We start from the raw sequence: 21,706 nt of genomic DNA, 5'->3' as shown, positions 1-21,706 counted from the left end.
TGGTGGGAGCGCTCCCGCTGGTCCACCCTGTGCTGCGACACGGCGCCGTCCCGGTGCCGCCCACGGACGGGAGTACGGCGCGGTGCAGCGCACGGGTGCGGACGGGGCCTTCGCCTACGTCCTCATGAGCCACGTCGACGCGGACCTGGTGCTGCGCACCGCGCGCCGGGTGCGGGAGCTGTCCCCGGGCGCGCACGTGCTCGTGCGGCACAGCCGGCCGGGGTTCCTGGACCCGCGGGAGGCGGCGGCCGCGGGCGCGCAGGTGCTGCGCAGCCGCACCGCGATCCGCTGGGGCACCTGGTCGACGGTGGCGGCGGTGCTGGAGGCGCTGGCGGAGGCGGAGCGGCGCTTCTCGCCCTCGCACACCGTCCTGCTGTCCGGGCAGGACCACCCGGTGCGGGACCTGGCCGCCTGGGAGCGCTCGCTGACCGGTGTCGACGCCCTGCTCAACCCCGACCCGCGCGAGCACCGCGACCGCTGGGAGCGCTCCTGGCACCGGCTGCCGGGCGGGCGCCTGCTGCCGGCGCGGCTGGCCGGGCCCGTCGCGGCCGCCTCCCGCGGGGTGGGCGGCCTGGTCCCGGGGGCGCCCGACGTGCGCCTGGCGGGCGGGCGCACGTGGCTGGTGTCGCGCCCGCGCGCGGACGCGCCGCCGGTGCCCTACCGCAAGGGGTCGCTGTGGACGGTGCTCTCGCGCCGCGCCGTCGCGCGGCTGCTGCGCACCACGCACGAGCGTCCCGACGTCGTGCGCTTCTTCGCCTCCACGCTGCTGCCCGACGAGGCGTACGTGCACAGCGTCCTGGCCGCGCACCCGGACCTGCGGGTGGTGCACGGGCCGACGACCCTGGCGCTGTTCGCCGAGCGGGCCCCGCACCCGGGTGTGCTGCACCTGGAGGACCTGCCGCTGGCGCGGGCCAGCGGGGCGGCCTTCGCGCGCAAGGTCGTGCGGGACGTCAGCGACGCCTTCGTGGTGGCCGCCGACGCGGCGGTGGACGCCGACCGGGCGGGCACCGGCACGACCTCCCCCGCCTGAGCGGGGGGGCGCCCTCAGGCCGTCAGGTGCAGGGCGTCGCGGGTGCGGGCGGACGCCTTCGCCAGCAGGTCCGCGTCCTCGGACAGGGCCCGGCCGTAGCTGGGCACCATGTCCACCAGCCGGGGGCGCCAGGCCTCCTGGTGCGCGGGGAAGCACTGCCGCAGCAGCTTGAGCATGACGTCGACGGCGGTGGAGGCGCCCGGGGAGGCGCCCAGCAGCGCGGCGATCGAGCCGTCGGCGGCGTGCACGAGCTCGGTGCCGAACTGCAGCACCCCGCCGCGCGGGCCCTTCTTGATGACCTGCACGCGCTGGCCGGCGGTCAGCAGCTCCCAGTCCTCCTCGCGGGCGTCCGGGTAGAACACCCGCAGCGCCTCCAGGCGCTGCGCGGGCGACTGCAGGACCTGCTTGACCAGGTAGGTCGTCAGGGGGACGTTGTCGCGCGCGACGGCCAGCATCGGCAGCAGGTTGTCGGCGCGCACCGAGCGCGGCAGGTCGGTCAGCTTCCCGGTCTTGAGGAACTTGGGGCTGAACCCGGCGTAGGGGCCGAACATGAGGGCCCGCTGCCCGTCGACGACGCGGGTGTCCAGGTGCGGCACGGACATCGGCGGGGCGCCGACCTCCGCCTGCCCGTAGACCTTCGCCGCGTGCCGGGCCACGACGTCGGGGTTCGTGCAGCGCAGCCACTGCCCGCTGACGGGGAACCCGCCGAACCCGCGGCCCTCGGGGACGCCGCTGCGCTGCAGCAGGTGCAGGGCGCCGCCCCCGCCGCCGACGAACACGAACGGGGTGACGACCTCCTCGGTGCCGGCGGCGTCGGAGCGCACGGTCAGCGCCCACCCGGAGCCGCGGCGGGCCAGGTCGGTGACGGTGTGCCCGGTGCGCACCTCGACGCCGCGGGCGGCGGCGCCCGCCAGCAGCTCCCGGGTCAGGGCGCCGAAGTTCACGTCCGTGCCGGCCTCCGAGCGCGTCGCGGCGATCCGCTCGCCGGGCGCGCGCCCCTCCAGCAGCAGCGGCGCCCACTCGCCGACCACGGCGCGGTCGTCGGTCCACTGCATGTCCGCGAACAGCGGGTGCGCCGACAGCGCCTCGTACCGGGCGCGCAGGAAGTCCACGTCGGCCCCGCGCACGAAGCTCATGTGCGGCACGGAGCGGATGAACGCGCCCGGGTCGGCCAGGGCGCCGGTCTCCACCAGGTGCGCCCAGAACTGCCGGCTCACCTGGAACGACTCGTTGATGGCGACGGCCTTGGCGATGTCGACGCTGCCGTCGGCCTTCTGCGGCGTGTAGTTCAGCTCGCACAGCGCCGAGTGGCCGGTGCCGGCGTTGTTCCAGGGGTCGGAGCTCTCGGCGCCCAGGGTGTCCAGGCGCTCCAGCACGAGGACGGACCAGTCCGGCTCCAGCTCCCCGACGATCGCCGCGAGCGTGGCGCTCATGACGCCCCCGCCGATGAGCACGGCGTCGTAGCGGTTCTCCGTGGGCACCCTGACCACCCTCTGTCCCGGCGAGACGTCCCGGCGGCCGCGTCCGCGGCCGCCCCCCGGCGCACCGTGCGGCGCGCCCCAGCAGGCTACGTCCCCCCGGCGGGGCGCCGCCGCCCGGGACCGCGGGCGGGGGTCAGCGCGGCGCCGGCGGCAGGGGCGCGCGCGGCGGGGGCAGCACCGCCAGCAGCTGGGCGCGGTCGGCGACCAGCCGCTCCAGCAGCGCGGCCTCCTCCCCCGCCGCCGGGCGCGCCGTGCCCCGGCGCGCCCGGTCGCGCAGGAACGCCAGCTCGGTGGCCGTCTCGTGGAACTCGCGCAGCGCGGCCAGGGCGGGCCGGCCGCCGCCGCGCGCGACCTGCCGACGGGCCAGGCGCCGCCCGCCCGTCGAGGACAGGGTGCGGACCTCGTCGGCGGTCAGCCAGCCGGTGCGCACGTACACCTGCAGGTGCCGGCCCACCAGGCGCGCCTCGCGCGAGCGGGCCGCCAGCGCCACGCCCACGGCGGCGACGAACACCGGCACCTGCAGCAGCAGGTACAGCTCGATGAACGTCGTCACCCCGCTGCTGGCGCTGGCGTTCCACAGCGCGTGCAGGACCACGGAGACCACCAGGCCGGCCACGGGCGCCACCACCCGCACGAGGCGCGAGCGGTGGGAGGCGGCGAGCCCCAGCCCGACGCCCACGGCCATCGTGAACAGCGGGTGCGCGAACGGCGAGACCAGGCAGCGCAGCACGAACACCGCCACGAGCGCGCCCTGCCCCTCCGGGGCGCCCAGCGCGCGGCCCAGGTAGAGGACGTTCTCCAGGTAGGCGAACCCGACCCCCACGAACGCGGCGTAGACGACGCCGTCGACGACGCCGTCGAAGTGCCTGCGCTGCAGCAGCAGCACCAGCAGCAGCCCGAGGCCCTTGAGGGACTCCTCCACGAGCGGGGCGACCACGACCGAGGTGTTCGTCACGTCGCCCACGGCCCGGTGCAGCAGCTGCGAGCCCAGCGAGTTCAGCACCAGCGCGCCCAGGCTGGCCACGCACGCGCCCCACCCGAAGGCGAACGCCAGCAGGTGCGGCGGCTCGGCCTCGTGACGGTCCAGCCACACCACGGTCGCCAGCACCGGCCCCACGGGCACGGCCGCCAGCAGCAGGCCCGGCAGGGTGCCGCGCAGCCCGACCTCCATCGTCACCGCGGCGATGGACAGCGACCCGCACACCAGCAGCACGAGCACGGTCAGGACGAGCAGCGAGCGACCGCGCGGCGCGCGGGCGGCGGGGGCACCGCCGGCGCCCGCGCCGGACGGTGCGGCGAGCGCGGGGGTACCGGCCGGGCCGCCGGGGGCGTCGTCCGGCATGGGGCTCAGGCTAGGGCACCGCCTAGGCTGGCGCCGTGAGCAGCACAACCAGCGGTGGCGCGGCCCCGTCCGGCGGCGGCCCGGCCCCCTCCGGCGGCGCGCGCGCCCAGGACCGCGTGCAGGACCGGATCGTGTGGATCGACTGCGAGATGACCGGGCTGGACCTGGAGCGCGACGCGCTCGTGGAGGTCGCCGCCCTGGTCACCGACGCCGACCTCAACGTGCTCGGCGAGGGCGTCGACGTCGTGGTCAAGCCGCCGCAGGAGGCGCTGGAGGGCATGGAGCAGGTCGTCGTCGACATGCACACCGCCTCGGGGCTGCTCGCGGAGCTGCCGCACGGGCGGACGCTGGCCGAGGCCGAGGAGGCGGTGCTGGAGTACGTGCGCCAGTGGGTCCCCGAGGCGCGGAAGGCGCCGCTGGCGGGCAGCTCGGTGCACACCGACCGCGCGTTCCTGGCCCGCGACATGCCCGGCCTGACCGGGCACCTGCACTACCGGATCGTCGACGTGTCCTCGATCAAGGAGCTGGCGCGGCGCTGGTTCCCCCGCGTGTACTTCCACACCCCCGCCAAGCACGGCGGGCACCGGGCGCTGGCGGACATCCGCGAGAGCGTGCAGGAGCTGAAGTACTACCGGGACGTGCTGTTCGTGCCCGCGCCCGGGCCGGACTCGGAGACGGCGAAGGCCGCGGGCAAGCGCCACGAGCTCGCGCCCGGGGACGGCACCGCGGCCCACGGCTGAGCGCGCGCCCGCCCGGGTGACCGGCGGCGGCCGCGCCCGCGCCGGGCGTGTATCCTCGCTGCGTCGCCGCGTGCCCGGAGAGGGCGGACGGCGTCGTGGTGGGTGTAGCTCAGCTGGTAGAGCACCTGGTTGTGGTCCAGGAAGTCGCGGGTTCAAGTCCCGTCACTCACCCCACGGGCGAGGGCCCCTGACCTGCGGAAACGTAGCTTAGGGGCCCTCGCTGCATCTCCCGGCAATGAAAACAGGCAAGCTAACGGAAACGGGCGTAGCTGACCCCGTGCGGGACAGCCACTCTCAACCACCGGCAGGGTGAGCACCGTCACCCGCACCGTGCCCACTGTGCGACGATCCACCGCGGGTCCTTCTCCTGTTCGAGCAGGTGTTGGATCAAGGCCCTCGTCGGTGTTCGAGCGCCGGCGGGGGCCGCCGTCTTCGCTGGCCGGTCGGGTGAGTGCGTCGTGACCCTCCGTGCCCTGCGTGTGAGAAGCTCGGCTCCGGGTCCGCCCCTCTTTTTCTCCTGTTCCAGGGGTGGATCAAGGCCCTCATCGGTGTTGGCGCACCGGTGAGGGCCGCCCCACTCAGGGCCCGGCGGCGCGCATCTCCTCCAGCCACACCCGGAAGGCGGGCGTCAGGACGAGCGGCGGCTGCCAGGGCCGGCGGGTCTTCCACGGGTCGTGGGGCGGCTCGACGGCGTCGGGGTCCGGGTGGGTCGCGCCGCGCAGGTCTGCGATCCAGCTACCGCCCACGGCGTGGGGCTGGTCGCCGTGGCCGAGCTCGAGCAGCTCCTGGCGCCGCCAGGCGGGCAGCTGCCGCCACCACACCTCTCAGCGGTGCCCGTCCCACCACAGGTCGGGGTGACCCTGCACGCCATCGACGACTACGCCCGGCTCCAGGTTCCCCGGCACGTCGCCCAGCCCGCCCCTCAAGACGTCCTCCCCCACGGCGGCCACCGTGCCAGCCACGACCGACAGGCGCCGTCCTGGGCCGTGCTCAGCCGGCCAGGGCCTGCGGGGCGTCCGGGGCGTCGTCGGCGTCGTGCACGGCCCGCAGGCGGGCATGAGCGCGGGTCAGGACCCGAGAGGCGCGCGACTCGCTGAACCCGCGCCGCTCGCCGAGCTGACGCAGCGTCAGGCGCGCCCAGTGGTACTCGCTCAGCAGCCGGCGGTCCGCCGGCGAGGCCGCGGCGAGCAGCTGGCGCGCGGCGAGGCGGTCGACGACCTCCTCGGCGTGGTCTGCGACCGCGGACAGCCCCTGCCCCAGCGTCGTCCCATCCGGGCCCGGCTCGTCCAGCGACAGCAGCAGCACCCGCGGGCGCGGCCGCTGCGGCGCGCGGTCCGGGCGCTCGGGGTAGCCGCGGCGGGTGCGGTGCAGGTCGATCATCCGCCACCGCACGGTGTGCACGACGTGGGCGACCTCCGCTCCCCCGCGCTCGGGGTCGTAGGTGCGCGCGGCTTCCAGCAGCGCCAGCGCCGCGTCGGAGAGGACATCGTCGTGGTCGATCGCGGGGGCGGTGCGCATCTGCTTGCGCGCCAGGCGCAGCATCACCGGCCAGTGCCGCAGCACGAACGTCTCGACGTCGGCCTCGCTCCTGCCCGTGCCCGTGCGCTCGCTGCGCATCCCCGGCTCCTCCTGCGGCGGCGCCCATCGCCTACCGGCTTACGGTGTCAAGCGTAACTGCGCGGGTTGCGCCATCCGGGTGAGCGAACCGCGTGCTACGTCACACCCACGCTGGCCTGGCCGTCCGTACCATGAGCGCCATGACGACGGCCGCTGAGGCGTTCCTGGCAGCGCTCACCCCGGAACGGCGTGAGCGGTTCTGGGCGCGGGTTGAGTGCGGCGGACCGCAGGAGTGCTGGCCGTGGACGGGGGCCCGGGCGAAGTCCGGGCAGGGCACGTGGACGGTGCCGCGGGTCGACCGGGCCGGCACGACGAGCGTGCGCCCGCACCACGTCGCGTGGGTCGCCGAGCACGGCTGGCGCGGCGACGTCGCGCTGCCGGAGCCGTGCGCGGTGGACCCGGCCTGCTGCAACGTGGCGCACCTGGCCGCGGGGCGCTCGGGCCCGCGCCGGCGCCGCGGCCGTGGGGCGCACATCGACGCCCGCCCCCGCGCGGACGGCTCGATCGCCTACCGGGTGATGTTCACCCTCAGCGACGGCGCGCAGACATCTGTGACGATGGACACGCCGGCCAGCGCGAACCAGCTCGTCGACCTCGTCGCCCGCCTGGGCGGGGACGCGGCCCTGGACCTTGCTCGCGCTCGCCGCGGCAACATCGTCGGCGCGGTCCCGCTGCTGCGCGACTGGCTGGAGCACCACCTGGCGCACGCCGCCGGCGTCACCGACGGCACCGTGGCCGAGTACCGACGTCTGGCTGCGCGCACGTGGCTGCCCACCCTGGGCGAGTACCCGCTGGACACCCTGACCCGCGACCACGTGGCCCGCTGGGTCGCGCAGCAGACCCGGACGCTGACCCGGCGCGGGACCCCGACCAGCGCGAAGACCATCGCCAACGCCCACGGGCTGCTGTCCACGGTGATGGCCTCCGCCGTCGACGCCGGGCACCGCCCGGACAACCCCTGCCGCGGGCTGCGCCTGCCCTCAGGCACCCGCGAGGAGATGACCTTCCTCACCGAGGGCGAGTTCGCGCGCGTGCTGGCCGCCGTCGAGCCGTACTGGCAGCCGCTCGTGGCGCTGCTGGCCGGCACCGGCCTGCGCTGGGGCGAGGCCACCGCCCTGACATGGGGCGACCTCGACCTCGAGGCGCCCGTGCCCACCTTGCGCGTCTCGCGCGCGTGGAAGCGCGGCGCCGGCGTCAACCAGGGCGGCAAGGTCCGCGAGATCGGCGCGCCCAAGACCCGCCGCGGCGTGCGCACCGTGTCCCTGCCCCCGCAGATCGCCGATCTGCTGCGCCAGCTGCGCGGCCCGGCGACCGCCCGCCGCGGCGGCGGCTACGTCTTCACCGGCCCCCAGGGCGGCACCGTGCACCACCAGAACTTCCACCCGCGGGTCTGGCGCCCCGCCGTCGAGCGCGCCGGCATCGGCAAGACCCCCCGCATCCACGACCTGCGGCACTCGCACGCCTCGTGGCTGATCGCCGCGGGTGTCCCGCTGCCGATCATCCAGCGGCGCCTGGGCCACGAGTCCATCCAGACCACCGTCGACGTGTACGGCCACCTGGCCGCCGACACGCAGGGCCTGGCCGCGCAGGCCGCCGCCGCCGCGCTCTCGACGGCGCTGCCTGAAGCGCTCCCCGACACCCTCGTCGGTGAGCTGGTCGAGGAGGTGAGCGTCGTCAGCCCTCTGCTCGAGCTGCCCGACGTCGCGCAGCTGCCCGGCACCGGCCCGGCAGCCTGATCCTCACGGGCGGTGCCGTGTGCGGGCCTCCTCCAGTCCCGCTCGGTAGCCTGCCCGCCAGGCGTCACGGGAGCGGGCCACCTGCAGCCAGACGCCGATCACGGCGCACAGGACGGCCACGATGAAGACCAGCCACCCGACCCGGGTGTTGGCCGCCCAGCTGTCCGGCTCGAAGAACACCCACCCCAGGGTCACGAGGAAGCCCGCGACGGCCTTGCCGAGGAACAGCCCCCCGAGGAACTGGCGGGTGCTACTGGACAGGTTCACGCCGCACCTCCCCTCTGACCACGCTCAGGCGCCGCGGCGTGCGACCAGCGCGGACGGTGGCCGTCGGCCTGCCGGCGCGGGCGTCCGCGGCCGCGTCGCGGACCCCGCTCAGGTAGGGCAGGTCCGCCAGGGCCTCCTCGCGGCCCTGCCGGTAGCCGTCGCGCCAGGCGTCCTTGCTGCGGCGGATGCGCAGGCGCAGCGCGAGCACGCAGGCCGCGGCCACCACCGCGGTCGCGGCCCGGGAGGCCGTGGTCGGCGGGCCCACGAGCGTCCAGACGCCGAGACCGGCCAGCCCCAGGCCGGCCGCCGTGCTAAAGCCGACCAGCCACAGGCGCTGGCGGCGGTGCTGCTCGCCCGGTGCGAGCAGGACAGGTTCCCCGATGGACAGGAGCATCCAGACCGCCGTCGTGGTGATGGCGGCGACGGTGCAGAAGCGGGCCGGCGTCCCGGCCGGCTGGACGAAGGACAACCACAGGACCAGGCCCCACGAGACGACCGTCATCGTCGTCAGAGCCGGCAGGAAGAAGCGGTGCAAGATCAGAACCCCCCAAACTCGCTGTAGGGGCATGACAGCACGGTGTGAGAGCGCGCGCTAACTCACGCTGCGTGACCTGCTAGCTGGTCGCACACCGTGTAAACCGTTGCGCCGCATACGAAGTGATAAGTGCGCTGCGCACTACGCACTGACCCCGACTCGGGGTCGTGGCCCTCCGTCGAGGGTCAGCCGGTGCGGCGGCGGAAGCTCTCGCCCGGGCGCGGCGGGTTCAGCCCGTAGGCCATCTGCGCGAGCAGCTCGTAGTCCATGTTCAGCGCCTGGGCGTAGGCCACCAGGCGGTGGATCGGGATGCCGCGCTCCTTGCCGCGCTCGTCCTCGGAGACGACGTTCTGGCGCACGCCGATGCGCTCGGCCAGGTCGGCCTGCGACATCTCGCGCTCGAGGCGGGCGGCGCGCACCTCGGCACCCACGGCCTGCCAGCGCTGGCGGGTGCCGGCATCGTCCGTCGGCCACGAAGGCATGAGCGGCATCTCCAGGCAAGCGGTGGGCATGTGGTCAGCATCGACCTTAGCGGTTACCGGGTAAAGGGTGAACGAGGCTGACGCGCCCCAACTTCACCCATCCGCCAGACCTCGTGCGACATCCCGTCACTCCAACGCTTGACCCGTAATCCGTTAGCCGGTAGACATGGGGCATGCCCACCACGACGACGCACCTCGCGGACCGCATCCGCCGAGAGCGCGAGGCGCGCAACTGGACGCAGCACCGCCTGGCCGCCGAAGCGGGCATCGGGCAGTCCACTGTCGCCGCCCTCGAGCGCTCCAGCGATGCGCGCACCAGCACCCTGTGCGCCCTGGCCCGCGCCCTGGACCTCACCGTCGCCGACCTGCTCGACGGTGCCGGCCCCAGCACCGTCAGCGCGCCATGACCGAGACCCTGACCGCGGACGACGTGGCCGCTCAGCTGCGCGTCCCGCGCAGCTGGGTCGACAAGGCCGCTCGCCGGGGTGAGATCGGCTCCCGCAAGATCGGCCGCTACCGCCGCTTCCTGCAGAGCGACGTCGACGACTTCCTGGCCGTCTGCCACCGAGCGGCCAGCGACCCCCTGCTCATGACGGCCCGAAGCTACGCCGCCCACAGCCGACCCAGGAAGCGGAGGACCGCACGATGAACCGCACCAGCCACGAGGTGCACCAGCCGCGAGAGCGCTCCGTGCCCTGCAACACCTGCCAGCGGCGCACCCTCAACATCCACGGCCGCTGCGACAGCTGTCTGCCCGGCGCCCCCGTCAGCTGCCCCCAGCGCTGCCGCGAGGCGGTGCCGGCGTGAGCGTCCAGGTCGTCCTCGTCGGCTACGCCCTGCTGTGCGTCGTCGCCGGCATCGTCAGCCTCAGCCTCATGGCCGTCCCCGCCCTCGACGAGCGCGCCCAGGCCCGCGAGAAGGAGCGCCTGGCCGACGCCCGGCGCTGTCTGCCCGAGCCCACCCGGGCACCCGCGCCGGCCGCCGCGCCGCGCACTCCCTGACCCGCTGGATCCGCCGCGACACCGGACTCCGGCGGATCCAGCGGCACCACCCCACAGCAACCGCCAGGCCACAGCCCCTTCGGTACCCGTACTCGTCGCGCCTGGCGGCCACCACTTCACCGGGAGAACCCATGAGCACCACGACGACCGACAGGACGGTGCGCTCGATGATCCGCGAGCTCATCAACGCCAGCGACCTCACCGACTGGCGCGAGATCGCCGACGCCGTCCTCGCCGGCATCGACCCGCAGGACTACGCCGACGCCCTGCGTGAGGTCCTGCCCTCCTACGTCCGCCTGGTCGCCTCCCGCTCCCGGCAGACCGGCTCCATCGCCGGACCCGTGCAGCCGGCACCGCAGCTGCAGCAGGTGAGCGACGACGGCAACCTGCCGCCGGACGCCCCCCGCAAGCACGTCTCCTCCAAGATCCGCGCCATCAACGCCGACTGGCGTGAGCGGCTGCGGGAGATCTACCCCGCGGCCGACGGCACCAACAAGCACCTGGGCGACTTCACCCGTCACGACCTGCTCGCCATGGCCGACCGGCTGCGCCGTCACGCCCGCCACACCATGGCCCGCGCCCAGGGCTGGACCGAGCTGGCCGACGCCCTCAGCGTGCACCAGGCCGACACCGTCGCGGGCCTACCCGTCTCCGTCGCCGAGCGCCTCGTGAAGGCGGCCTGAGATGACCATCGAGCAGACCCGCTACATCGTCGGCGAGAACGGCCCCAACCTGCAGCTGAAGCCCAGCGCCGAGGGCATCGCCCGCCGCGCCCGAATCCTCCAGGACCCCACCAACTCCCTGCCCGGCCAAGTTGGCCTCGATGCCCACCACTCGGCCGCCGGGCAGGGCTCTACTCCCACCAGCAGCAGCCAGGCGCCAGTCGCTACCCAGCCAACGCTCGCTGCTGCTGGTGGGCCCACTACTCCCCCGCCGGCCAGGTCGGACACGACGCCCGTAGAAGGTCCGCCGGCGGGGGCCTCAACTCCTGCTCCGACCACTGACCCCGCGGTCACCACTGACCCCCCGTCGGAGCAGGGCACAACTCCAGCAGCAGCGGCCAGCGCAGATTCGCGACCCCGCCGTGGTGCGCCGCTGCTGCTGGACCCCACCCTCCTGCTGGCCGCCGCGGCGCTCGACGACATCGAGCGCACCGCGAACGCCAACGCGAACCGGCTGCGGATGCTCACCCGCGACGTCGAGGACAGCGACGGCCGCATCCGCGGCGCCGGCCTGACCGCCGAGCACCCCCAGGTCGCCACCCTCACCGCGATCGTCGACACCCTCAAGCAGCTGGAGAAGGACGCCACCCGCAACCTCGAGAAGGCCATGAAGGCCCACCCCCTCGGCCCCTGGGTCAAGGCCCAGGCCGGCGTCGGCAACAAGCAGGCCGCTCGCCTGCTCGCCGCCATCGGCGACCCCTACTGGCGCGAAGACCTCCTGCACGAGGACGGCACCGTCCGCGTCCCCGCCGGCCCTCGCACCGTCTCCGCCCTGTGGGCCTACTGCGGCCGCCACGTCATCGACGGCGACGCCGCCCGCCGCCGCAAGGGCCAGCGCGCCAACTGGTCAGTCTCCGCCGGCTCCCGCGCCTACGTCATCGCCGAGGCCTGCATCAAGCAGACCGGTGAGCCGATGAAGAACGGCATCACCCGGGCCCGCTCGCCCTACCGCGACGTGTACGACGCCCGCCGCGCGCACACCCTCATGACCCACCCCGAGTGGACCGACGCCCACAGCCACAACGACGCCATGCGCGTCACCACCAAGGCGCTCCTGCGTGACCTCTGGATCGAGGCCCGCCGGCTGCACCACGAGGCTGCAGCCCACTAGCTCTGACGCCCATCCGTCCGCGTCCTCGCGCGCCCGCTGCTACCTCAATCCCCGGTAGCCGCTAGCCGTTCACTCGACCACCACGGAAGGTCACCGACATGGACTCCTCCGCCGCCCGGCGACACGCCGGACCCACCCGCCGGCGCCCCACCGACGGCTGCGTCGGCTCCTGCGGCCGCGCCGTCGCCGCCCCCAAGATCCTCTGCTCCGCCTGCTGGCCGAAGCTGCCCACCCACCTGCAGCGCGCCGTCATGCGCCGCAAGCGCATGGAGCCCGGCGACCGCTTCAACCTCCTCCTCGACGTCGAGGCCCACCTGCGCACCGCCCGGAGCGCACGATGAGCACGGGACCCTGCGGCACCCTCGACCTGCTCGAGGTCCTGGCGACGCCCACCACAGCGCCCACCACCGGCACCCGTCCGCCGCGCGCACCGCACCGCCCCGCGGACACCGTCGACGACGTCGCCGCCGTCTGCGCCCTGGTCAACGGCAACCCGCTGCACGCCAACGACCGCCGCGAAGTCGTCAGCGCCATCCTCGCCGAGGCCGCCGCCCACGGCGGAGCCGTCGACCCCAACGGGGTCCGAGCCCGCCTGGCCGTCACGAACGCCGACGGCAGCACCGACTACCGCGTCTACCCGCGCGTCATCGGCGCCACCTACCAGGCCCTGTGCACCGCCGGCGTCCTGGAGTTCACCGGCTGGATCCCCAACACCGACGCCCGCGGCCGGAACAGCGGCAAGCAGGCCCGCTCCTACCGCCTCACCCGCCAGCCCAGCCGACAGGAGACCCCCACGCGATGAGCGCCACCGTCCTCACCTCCACCCCGACCACCGTGCGCGTGCAGTCCAGCGACCTGATCTCCGCGCTGGCCGACGTCAACGCGGCCATGCCCCGCCGCCTGCAGCGCCCCCTGCAGCACGGAGTACGCATCAGCCATCACGGCGGCGTCCTCCTCATCGAGCGCACCGACGGGCACACCTGGGCCCACGCGCAGCTGAGCACCGTCGACGACGTCAGGGCCCTCGACCTCGGCCCGGCCGGGGCCCTCGTCGTCTCGGCCCGTGCGCTCACCGGCCTGGTGCGCGCCATCGGCCACGGTCACGAGCTGCACCTGAGCCTCGTCGACGGTCTGTCCGACAACGTCGACGACGGCTACGTCGCTCTGCAGCTCGTCGGCGACGGGACCACCTACCGCCTGCTGCTCCTCAACACCGGCGACACCTGGCCCACCTCCCAGCGGTCCGCCGGCGAACACATCGCCACCCTCACCGGCGAGCAGCTGCAGCAGCTGACCCGAGCGGTCACCTCCGCCGACACCGACCCCACCCTGCCGGTGCTCAACCACGTCTACCTGGAGGAGCACCAGGGGCACCTGACCGCCAGCGGCACCGACCGCTACCGCCTCACCGAGGTCACCGTCCCCACCGCCGTCCCGGACGGCTTCACCGCGCTCGTCCCCTCCTCCGCGCTGGTCCTCGCCGCCAAGCTCGCCCGCCGCGACGGCTCCGCCACCCTGAGCCTGGACCGTCAGGAGACGCTCGAGGGCAAGAAGCTGGACGCCCTGACCTTCAACGTCGGCGCCCACCGGTCGCTGCGGGTCCCGCTCCTGGACTCCCCCTACCCCAAGGTCCGCTCCCTGTGGAGCGACCCGAAGTACACGCTGCACGTCGAGCGGACCGCGCTGCGCCAGGCCGTGCGCCGCATCGCCGAAGCCGTCAGCGGCCACACGCCCGTGGTCCTGCACTTCACCGGCACGGCGCTGACCGTCCGCACCAACCAGCAGCTCTCCACGAGCGACTGCGCCGCCAGTACGACCATCCCCTGCCAGCCCGGCACCCTCACCGAGCCCTTCACCACCGCCGTCCAGCCGGACTTCCTCCTCGACGGCCTCGACGTCGTCGCCGACGAGCGCATCGCCCTCGGCCTGACCCACCCGACCCGGCCGCTGATCCTGTCGGCGCCAGACAGCCCCGCCCGCTACCTGCTCATGCCGGTTCGCCTCCGGGACGGTGTCCTGTGAGCGCCCGCCCCCTGGTGTTCCTGGACACCGAGACCACGTCCCTGCTGCCGGACCGGCAGGCCTGGGAGGTCGCCATCATCCGCCGCGACCTCGACGGCCGGCGCACCACCTGGGAGGCGATGCTGCCCGTCGACATCACCAGCGCCGACCCCGCCAGCCTGCGCATCGGCGGCTACTACGACCGCCACCCCGTCGGGCGCTGGCTGACCGGCAAGGGCGAACCGCAGACCCGCACCGTGCAGCCGCACCAGGCCGCTCGCCGCATCGTCGAGCTGACCCACGAGGCCACGATCGTCGGGGCCTGCCCCTGGTTCGACACCGAGACCCTCGAGCGGTTCCTGCGCAGGTACGACGCGATCCCCTCCTGGCACTACCGGCTGCGGGACGTGGAGGCCATGACGGCCGGGTTCGCCGGCTCCGCCGAGGTCGGCGGCCTGGCGCACTGCGCGCAGCTGCTCGACGTCGTCCAGCACGACCCGCACACCGCGATGGGCGACGCCCTGACCGCCGAGCGGATCTGGGACGCCCTCGTCCTGGCCTCCCACGCGCAGGAAGCCAGCTGATGGACCTCGTCATCGGCGCCGGGCTCGTCGGCCTGGCATCCGGCACCTGCCTTGGCGCGTGGGTCGTCTGCGCCGCCCAGGCCCACGAGAACCGCGAGCAGAGCAGGAGGAACCCGAAGTGAGCGCCAGCCGCCCCCAGCCCGACGTCGTCGTCGCCCGCATCCGCGTCGCCGACGTCCGCTTCCACCCCCACAACGTGCGCCGCGACCTCGGCGACCTGCGCGACCTGACCGGCAGCATCAAGCGCTACGGCGTCATGCAGCCCCTCGTCGTCGAGCGCTACGGGCCCGGGTTCCGGCTGCGCGCCGGGCACCGGCGCCTGGCCGCCGCCCGCCTGGCCGGCCTGGCCAGCGTCCCCGCCCTCGTGCACCGCGAGGTCCTCGAGGACGACGAGTTCCTCATGCAGGCCCTGCACGAGAACCTCATGCGCCGCGGCCTCGACCACGACGAGCGACGCCAGGCCCTGCACGACCTGCGCGACGCCGGCTGCACCTGGCAGGGCATCGCCGACTCCCTCAGCGTCTCCGTGGCCACGGTGAAGAAGTGGGCCGCCCACGTGCCCACCACCGGCAAGAGGCCCGGCGGCACCCGCCTGCCCACCGGCCAGCTGCGCGACCTCATCGACAGCTGGCGCGAGCGGGCCAGCCACGGCCTCAGCGCCGACGACGCCGCCGCGCTCATCGAGCAGCTCGACGCGCTCGCCCACCGCGCCAAGGCGTCCACGCCGACCGTCGAGGAACCGCCCGCCCCGCAGCAGACCAGCCAGACCCCGGCCGAGCGCACCCCGCAGCCGTGCGGCACCAACGCAGCCTTCGTCCGGCACACCCGCCGCGGTGAGGAGCCCTGCCCCGCCTGCCGCGCAGCGCGGATGACCTACCGCCAGCAGCTGCGCCTGGCCGGTGCCGCATGAACCCCGAGGAGGTGCTGCGCGCCGCGAGCGAGGAGCTGCGCAGCGCCGTGGAGTCCACCGACAGCGAGCACATGGAGCTGTCGCTGCGCTGGGACGCCTGGCACGAACTGGCCAGCGCCCTCGACGCCGCCGCCGCCCACGGCCTCACCGGACACGTCGCGCTCGCCTCCTTCGGCGAGTACCTGCTCGAGGCGCTGCGCGAGGCCACGTGAGCCCCGACGACCTTGGCCGGCGCTGGCCGATGACCACCGACGCCGGCCGCGCGCCCCGCCCGCACCGGGCACCGCCCGGGCCCGTGTGCGCCGTCTGCACCAAGCCCCTCGCGCCCGCCATGGCCGAGATCTCCGACACCCACCCCTGCTGCGACCCGCATGACACGCAGCCCCGACAACCACGAAGGAGGTGACCGGTGCCCTGGTTCAAGGTCGACGACGGCCTCGCGTTCCACCCCAAGTTCCTCGCCATCGGTCTGGCCCCCGCCGGCCTGTGGGTCCGCTCCGCAGCCTGGGTCGCCCACCACCTCACCGACGGGTTCGTCCCCGCCGGCATCCCCGCGGCGCTCGGCGCCACCACCAGCGAGATCGACGCCCTCGTCGCCGCCCGCCTGTGGGAGGTCACCAACGGCGGCTGGCGCTTCCACGACTGGCACGACTTCCAGCCCTCCCGCGAGGACGCCGAGGAGCAGCGCCGCAAGCGCGCCGAGGCCGGCCGCAAGGGCGGGCAGGTCTCCGGGAAGGTCCGCCGCGGACGCGCCGCCGCGAAGCACACGCCAAGCAACGAAGAAGCAAGTGCTTCACCTGGGGGAAGCAACGACGAAGCGGAATCGAACCCCGTACCCGTACCCGTACCCGTACCCGTCCCTTCTGCTGCTGCGGCAGCAGAAGCCGCGCACGCGCGCGGCGAGCAGCCGCCGCCGCCGCTCGAGCAGCCCGAACTACCCATGGACGTCGAGATCCTGCGCACCGCCCTCGACGCCGCCCGCCTCGTCGTGCGCTGGGACAAGCTCACCGCCGACCAGGTCGCGACCATCAGCGCCTTGGTCGCCAAGCACGGCGACAAGCGCCTCGTGAAGGCCGCCGTGCAGGCCTGGCGCCCCGACGCCCCCGCCGCCTACGCCCAGGCCTGGCTCGGGGTCTGGCAGGCCCTACCTGACCCCGGCAAGACCCTCGCCGTCGTCAAGGGCCCCCGCTGCACCGAGTACGGCCACGAACGCGAAGACGCCAGCACCTGCCGCCTGTGCGCGGCCGACCGGAAGGCAGTCCAGTGAGCAACCCCGACCACACCCCCACCAGCCCCACGCCTCTGCAGGCCGCCACCGCCCGCGTGCCCGCCCTGCGCGCCGCCGCCCGCGGCTACCTGGACAGCCCCAGCGACGACAACGGCCTGGCCCTCGGCCTGACCGCCGACTACCTCAAGGCCCTGTCCCACCTGGCGAGCACCCTCGCCGACCAGCACGCCGCCACCGCCGGGCACCCCACCACCCCCAAGGTGTTCATCGACTCCCGCGTCCTCGGCGCCGTCGGCGACGTCTTCGACCGCCTCGCCGACCGCGGGCACCTCACCGCCGACGACTCCACCGTCGCCCACCTGGCCGACCTGCTCACCCAGGAGCACTGACCCATGCCCACCGCCACCGCCTACGCCGGTACCCGGACGACCGCACCTGCCGGCGCGACCGCCCACCAGAGCTGCATCCGCCGTCCCGGATCCCGGTGGACCACCTGCAGGTGCGAGCCGTGCAAGCGCGCGAACACGCGCACCAAGAAGCTCCACGGCGCCGGTGTCCTGCCGAACCAGCGCGCCGCCGCCGACGCCCGCATCGACGACTGGCTGCAGCGCGGGTGGACACCCGCCGCCATCGCCTCCGCCACCGGCCTGCCTCTGGTCACCGTGCAGGAGATCGTGAAGATGCGCGCCAAGGGCCTCGTGCGCCGCTTGAACCACCGCACCGTGCGCGCCGTCCTGACCGCCGGTGCACCCACCCGCGGGCACCTGTCCCGCCTGGGCGCACGCCGCCGCATGCAGGCCCTCACCTGGATGGGCTGGAGCCTGCAGACCCTCTCCCAACGCACCGGCCTGCCCGTCATGACCCTGTCCGACGTCCGCGGCGACAACGGCCGGCAGCTGACCCACCCGCAGATCGCCGCCGCCATCACCGAGGCCTACCTCCAGCTGTCCCACCTGGACGGCGGCTCCCCCGGCGCCCGCGCCTACGCCCGCAGGAAGAGCTGGGCCCCGCCGGCCGCGTGGGACGACGAGTCCCTCGACGACCCCGACGCCCAGCCGCAGGGCCTGAGCAGCGGCCCGCACCGCTTCCAGGCCACCGACACCGTCGTCATCGACCGCGTCCGCCAGCTGCACCGCGCCGGCCACAGCGACTCCGAGATCGCCGTGCGCGCCGGGCTGCCCAGCCCTGCCGCCGTCCAGAAGCTCCGCCACCGCAACGGCATCCGGAAGGACCCCGCCGCGTGAACCCTCAGCCGCTGTTTTCCGACCGCAACCAGGCCGCCATCGACGCCGTCGTCGCCGCCACCTCTACCGACCCGTCTACCCGGGCGGCCGGCCGACAGGCGTTGGCCCAGCTGCCGGCTGGCCCGCGCACATGGACGGTGCGGGTGCCGGCCCTCCTCGACGCTCAGCGCCGCGCCATGTGGCTGACCGCGAACCAGCGCGAGCACTGGCGCCCCCGAGCCCACAAGGTCGCCGTCTGGCGCGAGCACGGCCGGATCCTCGCCCTCACCAACCGCCTGCCCCGCGGCGTGCAGCGCGTCCACGTCCTGGCCGTCGTCCACTACCCGACCACCACCCGCAACCGCGACGTCCTGAACCTCGCCCCCACCCTCAAGGCCCTCCTGGACGGCCTCCTCGTCGACTCCGGGTTCCTGCCCGACGACAACGACCGCCACCTCGTCGGCCCCGATCTGCGCCCCGGCGAGGCCGCCGACCGCCCCACCATCGTCCTGACCATCACCGAGGAGCCCTCGTGAACCTGCCCTCCCGCGACACCTTCCAGGGCCGCCTCGCCCGCCGCCTGTTCCTGGAGGCTCCGCGTCCCGTCGAGGACGTCGACGAGCACGGCATCGCCACCGGTGTCGCCGAGATCCCGCTGGATGCCGCCACCCGCGTCGCCGGTCGCGAGCTGCTCGACACGCTGCACCCGCTCGACGAGCAACCCCGCACCGCCATCCTCCGGCCGGCATGGGAGCCCGTCGTCGACGAGGCCGCCCTGCTCGCCGCCTTCGACCAGGCCGAGGAGGACGACCGTGGCTGAGACGCCGAAGACCCGCAGCACCCGCAAGGAGCCCGCGCCCGCATGGGTGGACGGGCAGCAGATCATCGACGTGGTGGAGGACAGCGTGGACGAACACTGGGAGCAGCGTGAGGTGACTGATGTCGCGCTGTCCCCGCTACCAGCAGCGGAACACCAGGCGCCCGCCTGCGGTGCCTGTGGCGCCGAGACGAACTGCTACGAGCCCTACGAGTACCAGTGCGACGACTGCGTGCTCACCTTCAGTGGAAGCGATCTGACGCCCGCCTACGTGGTTGAGGACGAGAAGCCGTGCGCGAAGCCGTGCGCGAACTCGTGGCATGAGCCGGACAAGATCAAGAACGGGTACCGGTTCGACTGCTTCCCGTGTGCCCTGCCGTCGTCCCACACGTCGATGTGCTGGACCGGCTGCACGATGCGGGAGGCCGACCGTGACCGGTGACCTGCCCGACGAGGCCCGCGAAGTCGTCCAGGACGTCCTCGACCAACGGCACGGCTGGGACCCCATGCGCGTCCGCTGCACCTGTGGGTGGCGGTGCCGTGACGGGCAGGGGCACCCCGAGCACCAGGCGCAGAAGGTCGCCGTCGCTCTCGCCCCGCACGTCGTCTCCCGCGCCGAGCTTGTGGAAGCCAGGAGGTGGGTCGAGCGCGTCGAGCAGGGCGCCGACAGCGTCGCCGCCGCCTACACCGAACTGGCCCAGGAGCACGAGCGGGTGGTGGCGCGGGAAGCCCGCCTCGTCGCCGCCCTGCGCGAGCTGTCCGACGGGTGGATGAAGGCGGCGCGAGCCTTCGGTGATTCGGAGCAGATGGGCGCGGCTCACGAGCTGCGCGCAGTCCTCGACGAGCACACCCCGGAGGCGACGTGAACAGCGCTGCCATCACCTACGTCGCGCCGTGCCCCCGCTGCGGACGCGACGCCGCCTGGACCGCCCGCACCGACACCGTGAAGTCGTGGATCGACCGCATCGACTGCCCCGCAGAGGAGCTCGCCGCGTGACCCCCAGCCAGACCGCCGGCCGACTCACCGCCGCGCTCGCCACCATCACCGCCGTCTGGCACCTGACCCTCGACCCGCCGCGCCTGGTGCAGGGCGCCGGCGGCGGCCGGGCCGGCAAGCCGGAGTCCAAGCTGCCCATCGACGTCAACGCCTACGAGGCCCGCGCGGACGCCGCCCGCCTGCTCGGCTCCTGGTGCGAGACCGTCGCCGACGAGCGGGCCGTCTGCCCGCGCGACCTGGGCGACGGGTCCGTGCCCCACCTGGCCGCCTGGCTCGGCGAGCACGTCGACTGGCTGGCCGAGCACGAGGACGTCGGCCCCGCCGCGGCCGTGGAGCTCGACGAGGTCGCCGCACGCCTGGACCGCGTCGCACACCCCGACCGGCCCGACGCGGTCTACATCGGCCGCTGCCCCGTCGGCCTCGACGTCGGCACCCCCTGCGAGGCCCGCCTGTACTGGCCGCGCGGCGCCGAGACCATCACCTGCCCGCGCTGCGGCGTCACCGACGGCGTGCGCGGCTGGGCGGCCCGCATGGGCACCTACACCGACGCCCACCTCACCGCGGTGCAGCTGGCCACGTACCTGTCGCACCGCTTCGAGCGCGTCATCGACCACGACCTCGTGCGCCGCTGGGCCAGCCGCGGCGTCCTGACCCGCGCCGGCCACGACGAGCGGCGCCGCCCCGTCTACGACGTCGCGGCCGCCGTCACGGCCTGCACCGCGCACCTGCAGACCAGCCAGCGCCCGCCCCGGCAGCTGGCCGCCGCCGTCGGCGGGACGCGCGATCACCCGCGTGTCGGACCTTCCGTGTAGGCGCCGCTACTGCCTAAGCCGGTATGGTGTGACGAGTCGGGGGCATCGCTGTCCCCGCACACGGCCGGGTGGCCCGGTGTGCTCCCACCTCACAAGTGGTTCGAGCCCGGGCCCCCGGCCACCTTCACACCCCCGGGGAGGCCGCCCGTGCTGCAGCCCAGCGAGCAGCGCCTGCTCGACGTCGTCGGGCAGCTGCCCACCCTCGACGAGCGCGTCACCGCCGCCCGGCTGCACGTCGAGTTCGGCAACGTCACCCGCGCCTGGCAGCGGCTGAACGCCCTGCTCGAGCGCGAGGACGCCCTGGCCTACGCCCCCGCCACCGTGCACCGCCTGCGCCGCTACCGCGACCAGCGCAACGCGCGGCGCACCACCCGCCGGGTCGCCTGATGGGCGCCCCCCGCAAGACCGCCCACCAGCGCGGCCTCGGCTGGGCCCACCAGCAGCAGCGCGCCGCCCTGCTGCGCGCCCACGTCGACGGCGCCCCGTGCCCGTGCACCGACTGCGGCCCCGGCTGCCCCTGCCGCAAGGCGGGCCGGCCCCCGGGCCGCGGCCTGCCGATGTGGCGCGACGCCGCCCTCAACGTCGACGGCATGGCCCTGGAGGCCGACCACGGCGACCGCGCCCGCTCCCGCGGCGGCACAGTCGCCGACCGCCTGCTGCTGGCCACCTGCAACCGCTCCCGCGGCGACGGCACCCGCCGCGCCGCACCACGCGAGAACGGACCCCGACCGCACTGGAGCAGGCAGTGGTGAACCTCGACATCCTCAACGAGCGCATCGCCGAGCGGATGGCCGACGCCGACAACCCGCTCGACTTCACCAGCATCGCCTACGACGAGGCCGTCGCCCTCGGCCTGGCCGAGTCCGACGACGGCCTCGTGGTGCGCGACGACCGCATCGTGGGCGTCTACTCCCCGCACGGGCACCGCAAGCTCTGACCCGATCCCGGGGGGGGGGGGGGGGGGGGGGGGGGGGGGGGGGGGGGGGGGGGGGGGGGGGGGGGGGGGGTTGGCGCCCCCCCGCCCCCGCGGGGCGGCGCGGGGGCGCGCCCCCCCCCCGCGCCCCCCCGCC

Annotated in this window: 36 protein-coding genes and 1 tRNA gene; 29 read left to right on the top strand and 8 right to left on the bottom strand. The window is 74.7% G+C overall.

Annotated features, from left to right (window positions below; translation table 11 throughout):
• The first annotated feature begins 82 nt into the window (after positions 1-82).
• Positions 83-1,030 (top strand): core-2/I-branching beta-1,6-N-acetylglucosaminyltransferase family protein, encoded by a 948-nt coding sequence (locus tag AB8M62_RS02755; protein ID WP_369052521.1) that lies wholly within the window; start codon positions 83-85, stop codon positions 1,028-1,030.
• Between the two features lie 14 nt (positions 1,031-1,044).
• On the opposite strand, the gene AB8M62_RS02750 is transcribed toward AB8M62_RS02755, so the two are convergent.
• Positions 1,045-2,511 (bottom strand): malate:quinone oxidoreductase, encoded by a 1,467-nt coding sequence (locus tag AB8M62_RS02750; protein WP_369052522.1) that lies wholly within the window; start codon positions 2,509-2,511, stop codon positions 1,045-1,047.
• A 133-nt stretch (positions 2,512-2,644) separates the two neighbouring features.
• The gene (locus AB8M62_RS02745) at positions 2,645-3,853 is read right to left on the bottom strand and encodes a PrsW family intramembrane metalloprotease (RefSeq protein ID WP_369052523.1); all 1,209 of its coding nucleotides are present in this window, start codon (positions 3,851-3,853) and stop codon (positions 2,645-2,647) included.
• A 116-nt stretch (positions 3,854-3,969) separates the two neighbouring features.
• Between AB8M62_RS02745 and orn the strand changes: the two genes are divergently transcribed.
• Together orn and AB8M62_RS02735 are read left to right on the top strand one after the other, a co-directional pair.
• On the top strand, positions 3,970-4,593 hold the full coding sequence (orn, locus tag AB8M62_RS02740; protein ID WP_369052578.1) for an oligoribonuclease: 624 nt from the start codon (positions 3,970-3,972) through the stop codon (positions 4,591-4,593).
• A 98-nt stretch (positions 4,594-4,691) separates the two neighbouring features.
• A tRNA-His gene (locus tag AB8M62_RS02735) sits at positions 4,692-4,767 on the top strand.
• A gap of 404 nt (positions 4,768-5,171) precedes the next feature.
• On the opposite strand, the gene AB8M62_RS02730 is transcribed toward AB8M62_RS02735, so the two are convergent.
• The 3 genes from AB8M62_RS02730 to AB8M62_RS02720 are packed head-to-tail and all read right to left on the bottom strand — an operon-like array spanning position 5,172 to position 6,210.
• A complete protein-coding gene (locus AB8M62_RS02730) occupies positions 5,172-5,414 on the bottom strand; it encodes a hypothetical protein (RefSeq protein ID WP_369068591.1) in 243 nt (80 codons plus the stop codon).
• 3 nt (positions 5,415-5,417) lie between these two features.
• Complete coding sequence (locus AB8M62_RS02725; RefSeq protein WP_369068590.1) at positions 5,418-5,555, bottom strand: hypothetical protein; 138 nt, start codon at positions 5,553-5,555, stop codon at positions 5,418-5,420.
• A gap of 28 nt (positions 5,556-5,583) precedes the next feature.
• A complete protein-coding gene (locus tag AB8M62_RS02720; RefSeq protein WP_369068588.1) occupies positions 5,584-6,210 on the bottom strand; it encodes a sigma-70 family RNA polymerase sigma factor in 627 nt (208 codons plus the stop codon).
• A gap of 140 nt (positions 6,211-6,350) precedes the next feature.
• Between AB8M62_RS02720 and AB8M62_RS02715 the strand changes: the two genes are divergently transcribed.
• Positions 6,351-7,946 (top strand): tyrosine-type recombinase/integrase, encoded by a 1,596-nt coding sequence (locus AB8M62_RS02715; protein WP_369068587.1) that lies wholly within the window; start codon positions 6,351-6,353, stop codon positions 7,944-7,946.
• Positions 7,947-7,949: 3 nt separating this feature from the next.
• Here AB8M62_RS02715 and AB8M62_RS02710 read toward each other — a convergent pair whose 3' ends face one another.
• From AB8M62_RS02710 to AB8M62_RS02700, 3 genes are all read right to left on the bottom strand, one after another.
• Entirely contained in the window at positions 7,950-8,213 is a 264-nt protein-coding gene (locus tag AB8M62_RS02710; RefSeq protein WP_369068586.1) for a hypothetical protein, read from the bottom strand.
• Positions 8,197-8,748, bottom strand: a complete 552-nt coding sequence (locus AB8M62_RS02705) for a hypothetical protein (protein WP_369068585.1) — start codon at positions 8,746-8,748, stop codon at positions 8,197-8,199. Before AB8M62_RS02705 ends, AB8M62_RS02710 begins: the two co-directional genes overlap by 17 nt.
• 185 nt (positions 8,749-8,933) lie before the next feature.
• The gene (locus AB8M62_RS02700) at positions 8,934-9,260 is read right to left on the bottom strand and encodes a helix-turn-helix domain-containing protein (protein ID WP_369068584.1); all 327 of its coding nucleotides are present in this window, start codon (positions 9,258-9,260) and stop codon (positions 8,934-8,936) included.
• Positions 9,261-9,403: 143 nt separating this feature from the next.
• On the opposite strand from AB8M62_RS02700, the gene AB8M62_RS02695 reads away from it, so the two are divergent.
• From AB8M62_RS02695 to AB8M62_RS02575, 25 genes are all read left to right on the top strand, one after another.
• Entirely contained in the window at positions 9,404-9,637 is a 234-nt protein-coding gene (locus AB8M62_RS02695; protein ID WP_369068583.1) for a helix-turn-helix domain-containing protein, read from the top strand.
• Positions 9,634-9,879, top strand: coding sequence for a helix-turn-helix domain-containing protein (locus tag AB8M62_RS02690; RefSeq protein ID WP_369068582.1), 246 nt, complete (start codon positions 9,634-9,636; stop codon positions 9,877-9,879). Before AB8M62_RS02695 ends, AB8M62_RS02690 begins: the two co-directional genes overlap by 4 nt.
• Positions 9,876-10,037, top strand: coding sequence for a hypothetical protein (locus AB8M62_RS02685; protein ID WP_369068581.1), 162 nt, complete (start codon positions 9,876-9,878; stop codon positions 10,035-10,037). The genes AB8M62_RS02690 and AB8M62_RS02685 overlap by 4 nt, the downstream gene beginning before the upstream one ends.
• On the top strand, positions 10,034-10,231 hold the full coding sequence (locus tag AB8M62_RS02680) for a hypothetical protein (protein ID WP_369068580.1): 198 nt from the start codon (positions 10,034-10,036) through the stop codon (positions 10,229-10,231). The genes AB8M62_RS02685 and AB8M62_RS02680 overlap by 4 nt, the downstream gene beginning before the upstream one ends.
• A gap of 131 nt (positions 10,232-10,362) precedes the next feature.
• The gene (locus AB8M62_RS02675) at positions 10,363-10,914 is read left to right on the top strand and encodes a hypothetical protein (RefSeq protein ID WP_369068578.1); all 552 of its coding nucleotides are present in this window, start codon (positions 10,363-10,365) and stop codon (positions 10,912-10,914) included.
• Position 10,915: 1 nt separating this feature from the next.
• The gene (gene tas / locus AB8M62_RS02670) at positions 10,916-12,064 is read left to right on the top strand and encodes a TIGR-Tas system RNA-guided endonuclease (RefSeq protein WP_369068577.1); all 1,149 of its coding nucleotides are present in this window, start codon (positions 10,916-10,918) and stop codon (positions 12,062-12,064) included.
• A gap of 98 nt (positions 12,065-12,162) precedes the next feature.
• Positions 12,163-12,405 (top strand): hypothetical protein, encoded by a 243-nt coding sequence (locus AB8M62_RS02665; RefSeq protein WP_369068576.1) that lies wholly within the window; start codon positions 12,163-12,165, stop codon positions 12,403-12,405.
• The gene (locus tag AB8M62_RS02660; protein ID WP_369068575.1) at positions 12,402-12,866 is read left to right on the top strand and encodes a hypothetical protein; all 465 of its coding nucleotides are present in this window, start codon (positions 12,402-12,404) and stop codon (positions 12,864-12,866) included. The genes AB8M62_RS02665 and AB8M62_RS02660 overlap by 4 nt, the downstream gene beginning before the upstream one ends.
• Complete coding sequence (locus AB8M62_RS02655) at positions 12,863-14,086, top strand: DNA polymerase III subunit beta family protein (RefSeq protein WP_369068574.1); 1,224 nt, start codon at positions 12,863-12,865, stop codon at positions 14,084-14,086. Before AB8M62_RS02660 ends, AB8M62_RS02655 begins: the two co-directional genes overlap by 4 nt.
• Complete coding sequence (locus AB8M62_RS02650) at positions 14,083-14,649, top strand: hypothetical protein (protein WP_369068572.1); 567 nt, start codon at positions 14,083-14,085, stop codon at positions 14,647-14,649. Before AB8M62_RS02655 ends, AB8M62_RS02650 begins: the two co-directional genes overlap by 4 nt.
• Complete coding sequence (locus tag AB8M62_RS02645) at positions 14,649-14,771, top strand: hypothetical protein (RefSeq protein WP_369068571.1); 123 nt, start codon at positions 14,649-14,651, stop codon at positions 14,769-14,771. Before AB8M62_RS02650 ends, AB8M62_RS02645 begins: the two co-directional genes overlap by 1 nt.
• Positions 14,768-15,559: a ParB/RepB/Spo0J family partition protein gene (locus AB8M62_RS02640; protein ID WP_369068570.1), complete on the top strand. Its 792-nt coding sequence runs from the start codon at positions 14,768-14,770 to the stop codon at positions 15,557-15,559. Before AB8M62_RS02645 ends, AB8M62_RS02640 begins: the two co-directional genes overlap by 4 nt.
• Positions 15,556-15,771 (top strand): hypothetical protein, encoded by a 216-nt coding sequence (locus tag AB8M62_RS02635; RefSeq protein ID WP_369068568.1) that lies wholly within the window; start codon positions 15,556-15,558, stop codon positions 15,769-15,771. The genes AB8M62_RS02640 and AB8M62_RS02635 overlap by 4 nt, the downstream gene beginning before the upstream one ends.
• Positions 15,772-15,968: 197 nt before the next feature.
• Positions 15,969-16,826 carry a hypothetical protein gene (locus AB8M62_RS02630; RefSeq protein ID WP_369068567.1) on the top strand — a complete coding sequence of 286 codons (858 nt, stop codon included), beginning with the start codon at positions 15,969-15,971 and terminating at the stop codon, positions 16,824-16,826.
• A complete protein-coding gene (locus AB8M62_RS02625) occupies positions 16,823-17,176 on the top strand; it encodes a hypothetical protein (RefSeq protein WP_369068566.1) in 354 nt (117 codons plus the stop codon). The genes AB8M62_RS02630 and AB8M62_RS02625 overlap by 4 nt, the downstream gene beginning before the upstream one ends.
• A gap of 3 nt (positions 17,177-17,179) precedes the next feature.
• The gene (locus AB8M62_RS02620) at positions 17,180-18,031 is read left to right on the top strand and encodes a hypothetical protein (protein ID WP_369068564.1); all 852 of its coding nucleotides are present in this window, start codon (positions 17,180-17,182) and stop codon (positions 18,029-18,031) included.
• On the top strand, positions 18,028-18,546 hold the full coding sequence (locus AB8M62_RS02615) for a hypothetical protein (protein ID WP_369068563.1): 519 nt from the start codon (positions 18,028-18,030) through the stop codon (positions 18,544-18,546). Before AB8M62_RS02620 ends, AB8M62_RS02615 begins: the two co-directional genes overlap by 4 nt.
• Positions 18,543-18,830, top strand: coding sequence for a hypothetical protein (locus AB8M62_RS02610; protein ID WP_369068562.1), 288 nt, complete (start codon positions 18,543-18,545; stop codon positions 18,828-18,830). Before AB8M62_RS02615 ends, AB8M62_RS02610 begins: the two co-directional genes overlap by 4 nt.
• Complete coding sequence (locus AB8M62_RS02605) at positions 18,823-19,269, top strand: hypothetical protein (protein WP_369068560.1); 447 nt, start codon at positions 18,823-18,825, stop codon at positions 19,267-19,269. Before AB8M62_RS02610 ends, AB8M62_RS02605 begins: the two co-directional genes overlap by 8 nt.
• Positions 19,259-19,693, top strand: coding sequence for a hypothetical protein (locus AB8M62_RS02600; RefSeq protein ID WP_369068559.1), 435 nt, complete (start codon positions 19,259-19,261; stop codon positions 19,691-19,693). Before AB8M62_RS02605 ends, AB8M62_RS02600 begins: the two co-directional genes overlap by 11 nt.
• Positions 19,690-19,824, top strand: coding sequence for a hypothetical protein (locus AB8M62_RS02595; protein ID WP_369068558.1), 135 nt, complete (start codon positions 19,690-19,692; stop codon positions 19,822-19,824). The genes AB8M62_RS02600 and AB8M62_RS02595 overlap by 4 nt, the downstream gene beginning before the upstream one ends.
• Positions 19,821-20,636: a hypothetical protein gene (locus tag AB8M62_RS02590; protein WP_369068557.1), complete on the top strand. Its 816-nt coding sequence runs from the start codon at positions 19,821-19,823 to the stop codon at positions 20,634-20,636. Before AB8M62_RS02595 ends, AB8M62_RS02590 begins: the two co-directional genes overlap by 4 nt.
• 147 nt (positions 20,637-20,783) lie before the next feature.
• Positions 20,784-21,023: a DUF3263 domain-containing protein gene (locus tag AB8M62_RS02585; protein WP_369068556.1), complete on the top strand. Its 240-nt coding sequence runs from the start codon at positions 20,784-20,786 to the stop codon at positions 21,021-21,023.
• Positions 21,023-21,388, top strand: a complete 366-nt coding sequence (locus AB8M62_RS02580; protein ID WP_369068555.1) for a hypothetical protein — start codon at positions 21,023-21,025, stop codon at positions 21,386-21,388. The genes AB8M62_RS02585 and AB8M62_RS02580 overlap by 1 nt, the downstream gene beginning before the upstream one ends.
• Positions 21,385-21,573 (top strand): hypothetical protein, encoded by a 189-nt coding sequence (locus AB8M62_RS02575; protein WP_369068554.1) that lies wholly within the window; start codon positions 21,385-21,387, stop codon positions 21,571-21,573. The genes AB8M62_RS02580 and AB8M62_RS02575 overlap by 4 nt, the downstream gene beginning before the upstream one ends.
• The last annotated feature ends 133 nt before the right edge of the window (positions 21,574-21,706 follow it).

Origin of the sequence: Kineococcus terrestris, from assembly GCF_041020755.1 — a bacterium.
In the GTDB taxonomy this organism is placed as follows: domain Bacteria; phylum Actinomycetota; class Actinomycetes; order Actinomycetales; family Kineococcaceae; genus Kineococcus; species Kineococcus terrestris.
The sequence above is the reverse complement of the archived record's forward strand: the minus strand, read 5'-3'. Positions and strand labels throughout refer to the sequence as shown.